This window comes from Streptomyces sp. NPDC046925 (assembly GCF_040644915.1).
Taxonomy (GTDB): domain Bacteria; phylum Actinomycetota; class Actinomycetes; order Streptomycetales; family Streptomycetaceae; genus Streptomyces.
In genome coordinates this window covers 250268-264345 of sequence record NZ_JBEYWZ010000002.1, presented here as the reverse complement: position 1 = coordinate 264345, position 14078 = coordinate 250268, and the positions used below count along the sequence as shown (strand labels likewise).

The window sequence follows — 14078 nt, the reverse complement described above, 5'->3', positions numbered from 1 at the left end:
GCGGGTGATCCAGAGCCCTTTGCCGGGGTCTTGGCCATGGGGGCGGGGGCTGGTCAGGCGGTGGGGGCCGGGCTGATTCCCTGGAGGGCCAGTTGGAGCAGGTGGGTGGCGTGAGGGAGGGGCGTGGCCTGGTGTTCCGTGGCCAGGGCGATGCCGACCGTCAGAGTGAGCAGGTCGTGGAAGGTGACGTCGTCCCGGACGACTCCGTCGTCGATGGCGCGGCGCAGCAGCGGGGTGCCCGCGGCTTCCAGGACGGCGTTGCAGGAGTCGGCGGCGGCGTCCTGGACCGGCGGTTCGTAGGTGAGGGCGTCGGCGAGTCCGCGCGCGGAGACCGCGTAGGCGAGGAGGTCGTGCGTCCAGGTCAGCAGCGCCGCACGACTGTCCTTCGCGTCACCGGCGGCCCGCGCCTGCTCGGCCAGTGCCTGCATGCGCCCGTGGTACACGGCTTCGAGGAGCGCCTGGCGGGTGGGGAAGTGCCGACGCACGGTCGCCGAACCGACTCCCGCGATGCGGGCGATCTGCTCGAGGGAGGCGTCCGCGCCGCGCGAGGCCACTTCCGCCTCGGCGACTTCGAGGATGCGGGCGTAGTTGCGGCGTGCGTCCGAGCGCTGACCGGTCATGACTTCCCTCGCTTGCTAAGTGGCGGGCCCCGCCATATCGTAGCGGAAGGCTAAACGGCGGGCCCCGCCATTTAGTTTTACGAGACGTGCTTAGTTTCGCGAGCAGCACTACGAGCCGTACTACGAGACGTACGAGGAGATCGACCATGCCTGAAATCTCTGCTCCCGTTCTGGTGACCGGCGGCACGGGCCGCCAGGGCGGCGCGACCGTCCGGGCCCTGCTTGCCGCCCGCAAGCCCGTCCGGGCACTGGTCCGCGACCCGCACACCGACGCGGCCAAGGCCATCCAGGCGCGCGGCGCCGAGCTGATCACCGGCGACCTGACCGACCCGGACTCCCTGGACCGTGCCGTCCGGGGAGCGAGTGCGGTGTTCTCGGTGCAGATGCCGCCGTTCACGGCCGACGGCGTCGACTTCGCCGGAGAACTCACGCAGGCCACCAACCTGATCGAGGCGGCTCGGCGGGCAGGTGTGCGCCAGTTCGTGCAGTCCTCCACCAGCGGGGTCGGCGCACACACGAAGGCTCCCGGCTGGGACGACGGCCGCTGGGCGCCCATGCAGCCGTACTTCGAGACCAAGCAGGCAATCCTGGAAGCGGTACGCCGTGCGGGTTTTGCCCGCTGGACGGTGATCAAGCCCGCGTACTTCATGGACAACATCTCTGCGCTCGTGCCGCACGGGCCCGAAGGCGGCCTGGCGACCGTCGTGAAGCCCGACACGGAGTTGGCCCTGGTCGCGGGCGAAGACATCGGCGCGGCCGTGGCCCGGGCTGTCGATGACCCCGACCGCTTCCACGAGGTCGAGCTGGAACTGGCCGGTGACCGGCTCACCATGCGGCAGGTCGCGCAGATCCTCACGGAGGTGTGGGGTGTGCCGGTGGCCGCCCCGACGATGAGCGTCGAGGAAGCGCTCGCGGCGGGCATGCCCAGTTGGGGGGCCGGTCACGTCTGGAACAACGCCGTCGTCCAGCCGGCCCGCCCCGAGTACGCCAGGGCGCTGGGCATCACGCCCACCCCGTTCGCCGACTGGGTACGCAGGCACCTCACGGCGGCGTAGGGGCGGGCGGAGAGCGGCGCCATCGCCTGCTCGCAGGTAAGAGCTCAGCCCCCGGACGCCGTCTCGATCCGCGCCCGCTCCTCCGCGTCGGCGTCGAAGCCGACCGGCTCCCAGCGCTTGGCCAGCAGGGCGATCAGGCCGAGGACAGGGGCGGCGAGGATCACCCAGTAGACATGGGTGCCCAGTCCGCTGCTGAGCACGGGGAAGAAGAACAGCGTCAGCGTCGAACCCAGGCGCAGCACCGCCTGGTTGAAGCCGATGCTCACGCCGCGCATCGAGGTGGGAAAGCCCAGCGAGGCGTAGCTCATGATGTGCGCGCCGGGGCCGAAGCCCTGGGCGAACATGAACGCGCCGAGCATCAGAATGCCCGCGGTCACCGCGGCCGTCCCCGAAGGGTCGGCGATGAGACCGAGCACCGTGATGGCGACGAACTGGATCGCGAAGCCCAGCGTCATCATCGGCCAGGCGCCGCGGGTCGATGCCCAGCGGATGCCGAGCAGCCCGCCGGTCAGGGCGAACAGGAGGTTCAGCGCGAAGGAGGACGCGATCGTGGTCAGCGGGCCCTGGGTCATCAGCGTGGCGATGATGATGGGCAGCCCGAACGCGACCGCGTTGTAGCCGAAGGTCTCGGCCAGGCCGACGGTCACCGACTGGATGGTGCGGGTGCGGTAGGGCGGGGTGAAGAGCCGCGCGTAGGCGGCGAGGCCGGGACGGGGAGGGCGGGGCGCCTGCGCGGGCACGTCGTCGGCGACGCGCGCGTCCACGCCGTACGACTGCCGCAGGATCTTCGCCGCGCCTTCCAGGTCGCCCTGCTCGGCGGCCCAGGTCGGGGACTCGTTCATGTAGCGGCGGCGCAGCAGCAGGACCAGCAGGGCGGGTATCGCGCCGAAGCCGACGGTGAAGCGCCACAGCCAGCCCAGCTGGGCGTCCGGCAGCAGGAAGTACAGGAGCATGATCACCAGGTAGCAGCCGCTGGTCGCGGCGTACCAGGCGGGCGACCAGGCAGCCGTACGGGAGCCCTTGCTGCCCTTGCCGCGCAGCCGGGAGAACTCGGCGAGGAACGCGATCGCCACCGGGATGTCCATGCCGACGCCGATGCCCATCACGAAGCGCGCGGCGATCAGCGTCCACACGTCCTGTGCCAGCGCGCACACCAGCGCGGTGACGACGAAGAAGAGCATGTTGGCCATGAAGACCCGGTAGCGGCCGATCCGGTCCACCAGCCAGCCGCCGAGGAGAGCGCCCAGGAGCGAGCCGACACTGATGGAGGCGGTGACCGTGCCGGCCATGGCGGAGCTGAGATGGAACTGGCGGGTGATGTCGGGCAGGCCGTAGGCGAGGGAACTGAGGTCGTAGGCGTCGAGGAAGATGCCGCCGAGCGCGATGATCACGATCATCTTGGCGTGGCGGCCGCGTGCCGTACCCGAGTTGACCAGATCGGAGATGTCGGCCGCGGAGCGGATCAGGACCGTGCCCGATGACGTCACCGCGGACGTGCCTGCGGCGGGCAGGGGGGAGGGGGAGCTCACGGGGGCCTTCCGGGGTGGGGCAGGGATCTACCGGAAGATCGTATGCACCGTCCGGAATAAGATCGTCCGCTTGTCCGCATAGTGGTCACCGGTACTCGGTGGCTTCCGGGGAAGGCTGTCCGCATGATCGCTTGGCAGCTCTTCCTCCCGGCAGCGTGCGCCATGGCATTGATTCCGGGCGCAAATCAACTGATGGGCCTGCGAAACGCGGCGCTGGGCGGGGTCCGGCGTGCGGTCGTGGGACTCGCGGGCCGCTTCCTGGCCTTCTCCCTGCTGGTTGCCCTGGTCGTCATGGGCCTGGGTGCCGTCCTGGCGAGGTCGGCTCTCGCCTTCGAACTGCTGCGCTGGCTGGGCGTGGGCTACCTGCTCTGGCTCGGGCTCTCCACGCTGTGGAAGGCGAGCAGCAACAGCACGGAACTCGCGCACCCGGACAACATCACTGGCGCGGTCGCCTTCCGGCAGGAGTTCCTCACCGCGCTGACCAACCCCAAGGCGCTGCTGCTGTTCGCCTCGTTCCTGCCGCAGTTCCTGACCCCGGACCCGCCGCCGTCCCGTCTTGTTCCGCTGGCAGCCGCATACGTCGCCATCGAGGCCGTCGCCGCCATGCTCTACATCGGGATGGGACGGGCTCTGCGCCGAGAAGACCAGCAGCTGCGCGTTCCCCACCGGCGGCTGGACCAGATGGCGGGACTCGGCTTCCTGGGGTTCGGCGGCTATCTCGCCTTCGTGCACCGCCCCTGAGCGGTGCGCACCTCGCACGTGGCGGTCAGGGCGGGGTGAGGACGTCGTCGATGGCGGACCTGATCTCCTGGTCCCGGGCGAACGCCCGATAGTCCCTGTACGTCGAGAGCCGCCGGTCGGATTCCCGCACCGCGCGCAGGGTGGCCCGTGCCGCCGGGGAGATGGTGCCGATGCCGGCGAGGAGGTGCAGGGCGTCGAGGAAGCTTCCGTAGGCGTCGCCGCCGTCGGCGATGGGAGCGAGGTATTCCTCCGCGACGGACGCGGTGGGCTGCGGCTGCCCGGTGATCGACCACAGTGCTGCCGCGGCGCCCAGCCGTGCCCAGCTGTCCCCTTGGTCCATGACGTCCCGGACGAGGTCGGCGTAGGGGGCGGCAGCCGGTCCGAAGTCTCCCAGGAGGCCGACGGGGCCGTGCAGCGGTCCCTCCCCGGTCCGCAGCGCCCCGCCGATCCGCGCCAGGGCCGTGTCGCGGTCGCCGCCCAGGCGCCAGGCCGCCCACGCCACCTTGTGATGATTGCCGGGGTGGTCCAGGACGGTGCAGCGGCGCACGGCGGACTCGGCTGAACGTGCGGCCTCTCCCATCGCCACCAGCGTGTCTACGGCATCCAGCGAGTAGCGGGCATCGTCCAGCAGAGCCACCACTTCCGGCAGCGCGGGCGCCGCGTCCGGACCCCACGCCCGGAGCACTCCCAGGAAGCAGCATGTCAGCGAGCCGCCCACGCCGTCGTCCCTGAGCAGCTCGCGCACCGCGGGCAGCAGGGCGTCGGCGTGCGCCCGCAGCGGGATCAGCACGTCTTCGACTTCGGGCAGGCGCGGGTCACTGGGGACGTAACTGCGGGACCACTGACCCCGGTAGGGCGCGTACAGATGCTCGACCAGCCCCGGCAGGGCGCGCTCGTCGCCGATGCGGGTCAGCGCCCAACGGGCATGGTCGCCGACGGTCCCTTCAAGCAACTCGTCCTGGCCCGGGTCGTCGAGGAGCGCGGCCAGCTCTTCCGCGTACGCGGTTGCCGGGGATCCCAGTACGGCCAGCAGGTGGGCCGCCCGATAGCGCACACCGGCGTCCGGGTCGGCTAGCAGCGCACCGGCGAGCGGCGCCAACGCGCTGGCCGTGGAGGGTCGTTCCACCAGCAGCCGCCACGCCTCGTCCAGGGCGGCGCGGCACAGCAGGGCGTCCTCGGTGCGGCGGGCCGCGCCGATGAGCCGGACGACGAAGGCCAGTGCCGTGTGCGGAGCGTTCTGGAACAGGTGGCCGGTCCAGAAGATGACGTCCTCGCGGGTGAAGGCGCCCTCGACGTCCGGGATATACCAGGTCGTCTCGAACTGCCCGCGCACTCCGGGGTCGGACAGGACCTCCACCAGCAGGTCCAGCTCACGCACCGCGGCCTGCGGATCGAACGCGGCGAGGGCGTGCACGGCGGCGACCCGCATGACCGGGCTCTCCGTGCGCAGCTCCCCGGCCAGCACTGCCCGCACCCGTTCCACATATCCGGCCTGGTCGCAGTCGGTTGCGGCGGTGCCCAGCGCGAGCAGCAGGGGCAGCCGCACCGCCGGATCCTCCTCCGCGTGCCATCGCTGAAGCAGCGCGTCGATGCCCTCGGCGAGCGGCAGGGCTTCCCTGCGCACCGCGGGCAGAGGGTCGTCGAGCAGCGCCTGGATCCGGGGGCGCTGGAGCCGCCATGCCTCGTGCCAGCCCGAGTCCGCCCGATCCGGGTCGGCTTCGGCAGCGGCCTTGCAGCTCGTCAGGAGCTGGACGAGCGCTATCCGGGTGTCGCCCGTGTCGGGAACGCCGGCGAGGGCAACGACGCACGGCAGCATGGCGGTTGCTGCGGGGGCCGCACGTCCGGTGTTCCGTGAGAGGCAGTCGTACAGGGGGTAGCAGTCTTCCTCCGTCGCCGCCCTGCCCCGGAGCACCAGGTCACGCAGCGCTTGCCGCAGCTGTGCGGCTGCGGAATGCCCGAGCACCGACTCCAGCCGCTGCCACGGCACATCATCCACCGCTGCAAGCGCTCTTCCCGTCACACATACCCCGCGATCTTGCGAACCCGATCCCCGAGGGGCATCTTGTCATCGAACGCAGCCCCGGCCGCCCGCCCGCACGGATACCGCTAGCGCCCGCCCTCGTCGGACAACACGGTCAGGGCTTCGTGAGTGAACGCTCGGACGGAGTGGACGAAAGGCGGATCGTGCGCCCTGCGCGTACCGACCAGGCCAAGCTCAGTAGCCGACAGCCTCGCGCAGGAGTAGGACGGTGCCTCGGGCGGGCTGGTGTTCCGCGTTGAGGATCAGCATTCGGTTGACGGCGCTGGGTGACCCGTAAGCTGCCCGGGCGCGGGCGTCCTCCAGTGGGAGGCAGTGCTCCTCGATCCGCCGCAACGCGGTCTCCAGGTCGGGGACGATCTTCTGTGCGCCGACGACCCAGATCGCGCGGGCCGCGCCACCTGCCATGCCGGGCAGTTGGCTCCCGCTGCCCGAGGCGATGACCAGGGAGCCGGTCTCGGTGACCGCGTGGGCGCTGGCCACGATCACGTCGGGGGTGGCGGTCAGACGCCGGATCTCGTCCGACCGGGTGGCGCGGTCCATGGCCAGGATGCGCGGCTTGACGGCGTCGTAGCTCCCGCTGTCGTTGAGATCTTCGGCTATGCCCGACAGGCGGAGGGTCTCGCTGGCCCCGGTGAATACACCGGCGCCCTCGGGGATCAGCTCCTTGATACGGGTGCGCGCGTCGGCGGCCCCGTCCAGGATCTCCACGGTGAAGCCATGCGCGGTCAGCGCGGCGGCCGCCCGCTCCAGGCGCTCCCCGGACGCCGGGTCGCTGAAAGGTGTCGACGGCGTGGAGGTGGTCGTTGCGGTGGTCACGATGGGCACTCCTTGCTCACTGGATGATCCGTGCGCTTCCGTAGCTACGACACGACAGCCCCCGGAAATGTCAGGCCGCGCCCCGACCTGACATCGCGACGGGCTGTCCTGTCGTACCGGTGAGAGCAGAGAAGAAGACCGAGGGAGCGCCCGCGCCATGACCACTCCGTCCGACCCGAGCCTGGACGTCCTCCTGAGCGAGCGGCGTCATCTGCTCAACCTCGCCTACCGCATGCTGGGCTCCCTCACCGAGGCCGAGGATGCCGTCCAGGAGACCTACGCCCGCTGGTACGCACTGTCCCGGTCCCAGCAGGACGCCATCAGATCCCCCGGCGCCTGGCTGACGACGGTCGCCGGCCGTATCTGCCTCAATCTGCTGGGCTCGGCGCGGGCCAGGCGGGAGACCTACGTGGGGGAGTGGATCCCCGAACCGCTGCCCGCGCACTCGGAGTTGATCGGTGGGCCCACGGGCGGCGCGGCCGTCGACCCGGCCGACCGGGTCACCCTGGAGGAGTCGGTCAATCTGGCCTTCTTGGTTGTGCTCGAAGCGATGACCCCGGCCGAACGTGTCGCGTTCGTCCTGCACGACGTCTTCTGCCACTCCTTCGCCGAAGTGGCCGAGATCGTCGGCCGTACCCCGGCGGCCTGCCGCCAACTGGCCTCATCGGCTCGCCGCCGTGTGCGGGACGCACGACCCGGCGCGACCGACCACTCGATTCGGAGAGGCCAACAGGCAGGCTTGGTGAGGGAGTTCAAGCAGGCGTGGGAGGCCAAGGACATCGACGCCCTGCTCGGCCTCCTCGACCCCGCCGCCACCGCGGTCGCCGACGGCGGCGGCCTGGCCGTCACCTTCCCGGACCCGATCGAGGGCGGGGAGCAAATCGCTCGCACCTGGATGGAGCTCGCGCGTCGGCGGCCCGAAAGCATGACGTTCTCGGAGCGCACGGTCAACGGCCGGCCCGGCCTGGTGGCCGAGCAGGACGGAGCCGTGGTGACGGTGTTCGCCTTCGAGGTCGCGGACGACCGGATCACGCACATCTGGGTGGTGCGCAACCCCGAGAAACTTCGCCACTGGGCGGAGAGTTGAGGCGGCACCGCAGGGCGCCTGCGGGGTGTTGCGGGGCGGCGGATAGCGTGCGGGCATGGCGATAACGGGGAAGTGGCGGGTGCTGTACCGGCAGGGCACCGGATTCTGGCGGATGACGGCGAAGTGGGCGGTGGTCTTCGGCGCCCTGTACCTGCTGGACGGCGGGCTGCTGCGGTCGTGGGGCGACGCGCTGGTCTGGCCGATGATCGGGATTCTGCTGTGGGCGCCGTTCGGGATCGGAGTCGTCTGGTACCCGAAGAAGGACCAGCGGGTCGAGCTGACGACGCGTGAACTGCGCGTACGGCGCAAACGGCTGCCGATGGAGAAGGTCAACCTGCTGCACGTGGCACGACTGTGGCTGGAGGGGCGGTCGACCGCGGACGACCAGCCGGTGTCGGAGTGGATTCGGTTCGACCGGCTGGTGTGGGTGCCGCTGCACGACGGTCGGGCGTTCGGCGTGGAGTTCCGCGATCCTGCCGCGTTCGCCAAGGTTTTCGGGGCCTTCGCGGTCGAGGCCTGCGGCGGGCCGGACATCGTACGCGCGAAGGCCGCAACGCAGACCTACCCCGACCCGCGCCCGATACGGCCCCGCCCCGCCAGCGCCGACGGCGGCTCCTGGCCGGACCTCCTGGACATCTTCAACTAAGAGCCGCGAAAACGGAGAGCCGCGAAAACTAAGAGCCGCGAAAACTGAGAGCCGCGAACGCCCGCTGGGTCACCCGGGGGAATCAGACCCCCTGGGTGACCCAGCCCCCCCCGAAAGCCGGCGCCAGCGGTGCAGTCAGTGCCCGGCAGCAAGTGCCCAGCAGTCAGAACCGCGCCGAAGGAGCCGGTGACTTACTCCAGCCAGGTGCCGACGACCCTGTCGCCGAGGTTGCACCACGCGGTGCTCTTCTCGGGTGCCCAGACCCAGGGGCCGTAGTGGACATAGCGGTAGCCGCCCAGGGTCTCGCACCTGATCGCCTGCCGGTAGCGCCCCGAGTCGCACCAGCCGCTGTTGCCGTAGTGGCCCCCGCTTCCGCGCTCCGGCTGGCCCCAGCACGCCTGCGCCCGGGAGTTGCCGGACGCCTGGACAGCGGACGGCGGCGAACCGCTGTCCGCCGCAGCGCTCGGCGCAAGGGTCATCGCTGCCCCCAGGACGAGCCCCGTTGAGGCCATTGCCCTTGCCATTCGACCTTTGATCATGCAGATCCCCCAGTGGATGACGATCCCAGTGGATGACGAGATGTGACGTGGCGCCGCGGTCGAGCGAGCGCGTGCCTCAACCTAGGGTTCGGCCGGGGGCAGTCGCCAACGTTTCGAGGACCGTCGAAACCTGTCCGCCCGCGGGCCTTTTCCCTGGTGGCGGGCACGGTCGACGGGTGGCGGCCGCGGTCGACCCGTCAGTTGTGAGGTGTGTGGCCCAGCAGGGCGATGCCCAGCGACGTGATCGTGTGCAGGACCGCCTTGCCCTCGCGGCGGGTGGTGACCAGCCGGGCATTGCGCAGCACCGTCGTGTGGTGGCTCGCGGTCGCGGGGGAGATGTTCAGGCGCCGGGCCAGCTCCGTGGTGCCGCATCCGCCGACCGCTGTCCGCAGTACGGCGGCCCTGGTACGTCCCAGCAGGTCGTCCAGCGACAAGGGGGTGGGCTCACCGGCGCCTTCCCACAGCGCGGTTTCGAGCGACGTTCCGCTGAGGGCCGGGACGGCCAGAACGGGTGCCCTGGCCGGGTCCAGTGACGGCTGCAGAAATTCGACCTGCTGGGTGGAGAACAACGTCGGCGCGATGACGAGACCCCGGCCGTTCAGGTGGATGTCCGCATGGCGCGGGTGGGCCATTTCGAGCACGGGCGGCCGCCAGCGCACCGACGGACCGCAGACTGCGGCCAGGAGTTGCTCGACGCCGCCGCCGGCCATCGTGTCCACATATCCGGACCGGACCTCGTTCAGATGGGAGCGCATCCTGCTCCAGTAAGGGGCGACGGTGATGCTGTGACAGGTCCTGAGTGCCGCGGCCACCTGGAGGCGGGCCTCCCGGTCGCCGTCCATCAGGGCCTGGGCCCAGGACCGGTCCGCGGGGCGGAAGTCGATGTTCTCCAGTTCGAGGCGCAACAGGGCGCGGGGAGCCGCCATCAGGTTGTCCACCGCCTCGTCGACGGATGCCGTGTCGCCCATCAGGCTCATCGCATCGACCAGCGGGCCGCGCTGCGGTATCAACGCCGCTAGCGGGCCCGCCTGTTCGCCCAGCCGGCCGCGCACCGAGACGTACCAGCGGCGGAAGGTGAGACTCGCATCGCGGTCCTTCAGCAGCTTGACACTGTCGAAGGTCTCCGCCGCCACGCCGATTGTCGTGGCCACGCGGGTCCGCGCCAGGTCCTCCGCCGTGAAGTGAATGCGTTTCACCGAGCGCCCCGTCCTACGCGTTCCTGTCTTGCCCACAGCAGTCTCAGTTCCGCACGGATGCCACGCAATGATCAATCAGGCCACGCCGGGCAGTGGCTCATGCCGTGCCGTCCGGCGGGAGGCTCTGCGGCAGCCCGAGTCGGGGGAACTGGTCGTCATGGAACGTGATGATCTCGGTGACGGCCCCGTGGGCGATGCGCAGGACGTCGATGGTCAGCGGCAGGTATGCGTCCCCCTGCTTCTGCTGGTGGTAGAAGGCGAGGGCGGGCTGCCGGTTGACGGAGGTCGGGACGGCGCGCAGGTGCTGCATGTCCTGGAAGCCGCTCTCGGTCCAGTAGGTGACGACCGCGTCGCGGCCGACGTAGAGGCCGGGGGTGGGCGGCATCGAGGTGCGCACGTCGTCGTGCAGGAGTGCGGCGAGGGTGTCGATGTCGGTGGCCAGACTGGCGTCGGTGTAGCGCCGCACGATCGCGCGCGTGCCGTTGTCCTGTTCGCCGCCGGTCCAGTCCTGGCGCCGGGCGGGTAGGTGCTCGCGCAGTCCGGCGCGGGCCCGTTGCAGCGCGCTGTTCACGGAGTTGACGGAGTCGCCGAGGAGGTCGGCGACATCCTTGGCGGGCCAGCCCAGTACGTCACGCAGGATCAGTACGGCGCGTGGACGGGGTGCGAGGTGCTGGACGGCGACCACATAGGCCAGCTCGATGGTCTCGCGTGCGAGGGCAAGGGTCTCCGGCTCGTCCGCGTCGTCGGCGGGCAGTTCGTCGAGGAGCCGGTCGGGGTAGGGCTGCAGCCAGAGCACTTCGCCGTCGGTGGCGGGCCGGGGGCGACGCTTGGCCAGCAGGTCCAGGCAGGCGTTGGTCGCGATCCCGTACAGCCAGGCGCGGAACGTCGAGCGTCCCTCGAAGGTCTCCCGGCGCCGCCAGGCCCGCAGGAACGTCTCCTGCACCGTGTCCTCGGCGTCCTCGAACGAGCCGAGCATGCGGTAGCAGTGCACGTGCAGCTCCCGCCGGTGCCGCTCGGCCAGACCGGAGAACGCCGGCTCGTCGGCCTCGCCCGGACCGCTTGTGCCCGGACCGCTCCCGCCCGGCTTCTCCAGTCGCGTGTCGGCATTCATGGCGTCATCCTTCCGTCCCGTCGCGTTCTGTCGTAGGTGTGACGGCAGCGGGCGCGAAAACTCATCACCGGGGGCGAGCGATTGCGGAGTGGGCACGGAGCCCCGGAGGGGTCAGGGAGCCCCGGAGGGGTCAGGGGCTCCGGAAGGGGCAGGGAGAGGGCCGGATGTCAGTGGTGCCTGGCACTCTGACGCTCATGGAATCGACCGTACGTGATGCCGTCCTCGACGCCGGACGGACTCTCGGTGTACCCGAGCAGGTGACCCGGGCCTTCATCGGCCTCCTGCGCCCCTGCGTCCACCTCTGTTCCTACGACAGGCTGCCGCAGGAGCTGAAGAAGGATGCGCGCCCGGCCGCCCGGGTTGCCGGACTTGCCCGGCTGCCCCCGGACGTGAAGGCGCCCCCTGGTCTGCCGCACGTGCTGACCATCGACTGCGCCGCCATACCCTCCGGCATCCTCGACATCGACTTCCCCGCCGACGGGCATCTGGTGGTCCACGCCGAAATCGCGAACTACCCCGGGGAAGGTGCCGTCGTCCACCTTCCGGCGGGGACCGAAACCGTCGAACACCCCGCGAACGAGCGCAGGGAGAAGGACGCCGCGGAGTTGCACGAGCCCTTCCCGCTCTACGCGGTGCCGGGCACCACTCAGCCTGACCGCGACTATTTCCTCGAGACCCCGGAAGCGGTGGACTACGCCGCAGAGGATGCCGAGCGGATGGGCCTCGCGGAGAGGCTGATAGATGAGATCGAAAAGTTCGTCTACGCGCCGTGGACCTACGAGGTCCAGCTCGGCGGCCACTCCGGCGCCTGGCACAACCCCGCGGAGGACCGCGGCGACGTGCTGTTCATCCGCATCCCGGAGAGCGCGGTCTCCCATGGGGATATATACCTCACCATGATCACGGGGGCTCGGGAGCAGATAGCGGAGCGCCGCTACGACGAACTCGATTTCGAAGTCGAACTCTGACGGACCGCCTGAGGCTGCCCGCTGGACCAGGCGGGCGGCCCGGCGGGCCGGTGCGCGACCGGCGACGCGGAAGCAACAGCCCCAAGATCAGCGGTCGCACGCCCGTCGGCCGGACGGTTCGGTATCGACAAGAGGCACGGCACCTTTCGCGGACTCCAGGGCTTTACGGGCGGCGAGATAGCCCGCGATTGTGAACGCCAGTTCGTGGGAGCCGAATGTGTCGGCGCGGGCGCACCGCAGCACCACCCGAGTGGCCGTCACGATGCCGTGCTCGGGCAGGCTCAGCTGTTCTTCGATCCCTGCGGCGGCCGCGGCGAAGAAGCGTGGCAGATCCTCGGCGGGTTCGTACGCCACCGTAAGATCCGAGGCTGTCTCGAAGACGAAGCCCCTCACCGCGGGCTCGAAATCCACCGTTATCTCGGCGAACTGCGGCGCACAGTTCTGCTTTTGATGCCGCGCGTGCACGCCGCGGATCGGATGCGGCGGAAACAGGGGCCCGGCTGCTGTCATGCCGGAACGCTACCCCTCAGCAGGGGCGCAACGGCCGTCGACCGTAGAGCGTCGCTGCTCGTTAACGTGCGAATGGCGGCGAACCACTCAATGTCATGAACTACGGCGCAAAGCGGAGACAAGCCCGCGCAGCCGCTGCCAGATTGCACGTCATGAATCACGTAACCCATCCCGTGTTCTGCACGATCGTGCCTCCGCACGTCCTCGACAAACTCGCCCGGTCGCAGGACCCGGCGATCGCCGACCCCGCCCGGCGCACCCTGGAGCACGACTCCCTCCAGCGCACCCGGCGCCGGATCACCACGGTCCGTGGCGCCGCCGCGCATACGGCCGCCCCCTCCGACAAGCCGCAGCGCACGATCTACGACGCCGAGCACCGTGAGGTCACGCCGGGCCGCAAGGTCCACGCAGAGGGCGACGCGCCCGCCAAGGACGCCACCGTCAACCGCGCGCACGCCGGCCTTGGCGCCACCTTCGAGCTGTACCTCAAGGCCTACGGCCGGCACTCCATCGACGGCGCCGGGCTGCCGCTGGACGCCACCGTCCACTACGGCGAGAAGTACAACAACGCGTTCTGGGACGGCTCCCAGATGGTCTTCGGCGACGGAGACAACGACCTCTTCCTCGATTTCACCATTCCGGTCGATGTCATCGGCCATGAACTCACCCACGGCGTCACCCAGTACACGGCCAATCTGGAGTACTACGGCCAGTCGGGCGCGCTCAACGAATCCGTCTCGGACGTCTTCGGCTCGCTGATCAAGCAGTACGCGCTGGGGCAGTCCGCCGATCAGGCCGACTGGCTGATCGGTGCCGGGCTGCTGGGACCGAACGTGGACCGTGGCAAGGCGCTGCGCTCGATGAAGGCGCCCGGTACGGCCTACGACGACGATGTGCTGGGCAAGGACCCGCAGCCCGCGACGATGGACGACTACGTCAACACGTCCAGCGACAACGGCGGCGTGCACATCAATTCCGGCATCCCCAACCACGCCTTCTACCTGCTGGCCACCCGCCTCGGCGGCAACGCCTGGGAGCGCGCCGGCAAGATCTGGTACGACACGCTGACCGGTGGCGAGTTGGCGGCGGACGCCGACTTCGCGGCCTTCGCCCGGCTGACGGCGGCGTCGGCGCGGACGCTCTTCGGCGACGGGGACGAGATCCAGGCCGTGCTCAAGGCCTGGTCCTCGGTGGGTGTGCCCGCTTCCTAGTGCGTGTA

General features: G+C 70.2%; 14 protein-coding genes. 6 read left to right on the top strand and 8 right to left on the bottom strand.

Translation table 11 applies throughout. The features are described from left to right. Nucleotides 1-53: 53 nt before the first annotated feature. Nucleotides 54-620, bottom strand: a complete 567-nt coding sequence (locus ABZ906_RS07555; protein ID WP_361378713.1) for a helix-turn-helix domain-containing protein — start codon at nt 618-620, stop codon at nt 54-56. Nucleotides 621-766: 146 nt separating this feature from the next. Between ABZ906_RS07555 and ABZ906_RS07550 the strand changes: the two genes are divergently transcribed. Beyond that, entirely contained in the window at nt 767-1675 is a 909-nt protein-coding gene (locus tag ABZ906_RS07550) for an NmrA/HSCARG family protein (protein ID WP_361378710.1), read from the top strand. A 44-nt stretch (nt 1676-1719) separates the two neighbouring features. Here ABZ906_RS07550 and ABZ906_RS07545 read toward each other — a convergent pair whose 3' ends face one another. After that, the gene (locus ABZ906_RS07545) at nt 1720-3204 is read right to left on the bottom strand and encodes an MFS transporter (protein ID WP_361378707.1); all 1485 of its coding nucleotides are present in this window, start codon (nt 3202-3204) and stop codon (nt 1720-1722) included. Nucleotides 3205-3327: 123 nt separating this feature from the next. Between ABZ906_RS07545 and ABZ906_RS07540 the strand changes: the two genes are divergently transcribed. Further along, entirely contained in the window at nt 3328-3945 is a 618-nt protein-coding gene (locus ABZ906_RS07540; protein WP_361378704.1) for a LysE family translocator, read from the top strand. 25 nt (nt 3946-3970) lie between these two features. Here the strand turns inward: ABZ906_RS07540 and ABZ906_RS07535 are convergent, their stop codons facing one another. Both ABZ906_RS07535 and ABZ906_RS07530 read right to left on the bottom strand, forming a co-directional pair. After that, nucleotides 3971-5941 (bottom strand): hypothetical protein, encoded by a 1971-nt coding sequence (locus tag ABZ906_RS07535; RefSeq protein ID WP_361378702.1) that lies wholly within the window; start codon nt 5939-5941, stop codon nt 3971-3973. 219 nt (nt 5942-6160) lie between these two features. Beyond that, a complete protein-coding gene (locus tag ABZ906_RS07530; RefSeq protein ID WP_361378699.1) occupies nt 6161-6802 on the bottom strand; it encodes an LUD domain-containing protein in 642 nt (213 codons plus the stop codon). Nucleotides 6803-6959: 157 nt separating this feature from the next. Here ABZ906_RS07530 and sigJ point away from each other — a divergent pair, with 157 nt between their 5' ends. After that, nucleotides 6960-7889: an RNA polymerase sigma factor SigJ gene (sigJ, locus tag ABZ906_RS07525; RefSeq protein WP_361378696.1), complete on the top strand. Its 930-nt coding sequence runs from the start codon at nt 6960-6962 to the stop codon at nt 7887-7889. Between the two features lie 55 nt (nt 7890-7944). Beyond that, nucleotides 7945-8535 carry a hypothetical protein gene (locus ABZ906_RS07520; RefSeq protein WP_361378693.1) on the top strand — a complete coding sequence of 197 codons (591 nt, stop codon included), beginning with the start codon at nt 7945-7947 and terminating at the stop codon, nt 8533-8535. A 191-nt stretch (nt 8536-8726) separates the two neighbouring features. Here ABZ906_RS07520 and ABZ906_RS07515 read toward each other — a convergent pair whose 3' ends face one another. The 3 genes from ABZ906_RS07515 to ABZ906_RS07505 all read right to left on the bottom strand — a co-directional run bounded on the left by ABZ906_RS07515 (nt 8727) and on the right by ABZ906_RS07505 (nt 11381). After that, a complete protein-coding gene (locus tag ABZ906_RS07515) occupies nt 8727-9014 on the bottom strand; it encodes a hypothetical protein (protein ID WP_361196279.1) in 288 nt (95 codons plus the stop codon). Between the two features lie 257 nt (nt 9015-9271). Then, nucleotides 9272-10270, bottom strand: coding sequence for a helix-turn-helix domain-containing protein (locus tag ABZ906_RS07510; protein ID WP_361378690.1), 999 nt, complete (start codon nt 10268-10270; stop codon nt 9272-9274). Nucleotides 10271-10367: 97 nt separating this feature from the next. Then, nucleotides 10368-11381: an RNA polymerase subunit sigma-70 gene (locus tag ABZ906_RS07505; protein WP_361378687.1), complete on the bottom strand. Its 1014-nt coding sequence runs from the start codon at nt 11379-11381 to the stop codon at nt 10368-10370. A gap of 194 nt (nt 11382-11575) precedes the next feature. On the opposite strand from ABZ906_RS07505, the gene ABZ906_RS07500 reads away from it, so the two are divergent. Further along, nucleotides 11576-12349, top strand: coding sequence for a hypothetical protein (locus ABZ906_RS07500; protein ID WP_361378684.1), 774 nt, complete (start codon nt 11576-11578; stop codon nt 12347-12349). A gap of 87 nt (nt 12350-12436) precedes the next feature. Here ABZ906_RS07500 and ABZ906_RS07495 read toward each other — a convergent pair whose 3' ends face one another. Next, on the bottom strand, nt 12437-12859 hold the full coding sequence (locus ABZ906_RS07495) for a hypothetical protein (protein WP_361378682.1): 423 nt from the start codon (nt 12857-12859) through the stop codon (nt 12437-12439). A gap of 152 nt (nt 12860-13011) precedes the next feature. On the opposite strand from ABZ906_RS07495, the gene ABZ906_RS07490 reads away from it, so the two are divergent. Then, the gene (locus ABZ906_RS07490; RefSeq protein ID WP_361378679.1) at nt 13012-14070 is read left to right on the top strand and encodes a M4 family metallopeptidase; all 1059 of its coding nucleotides are present in this window, start codon (nt 13012-13014) and stop codon (nt 14068-14070) included. Nucleotides 14071-14078 lie beyond the last annotated feature (8 nt).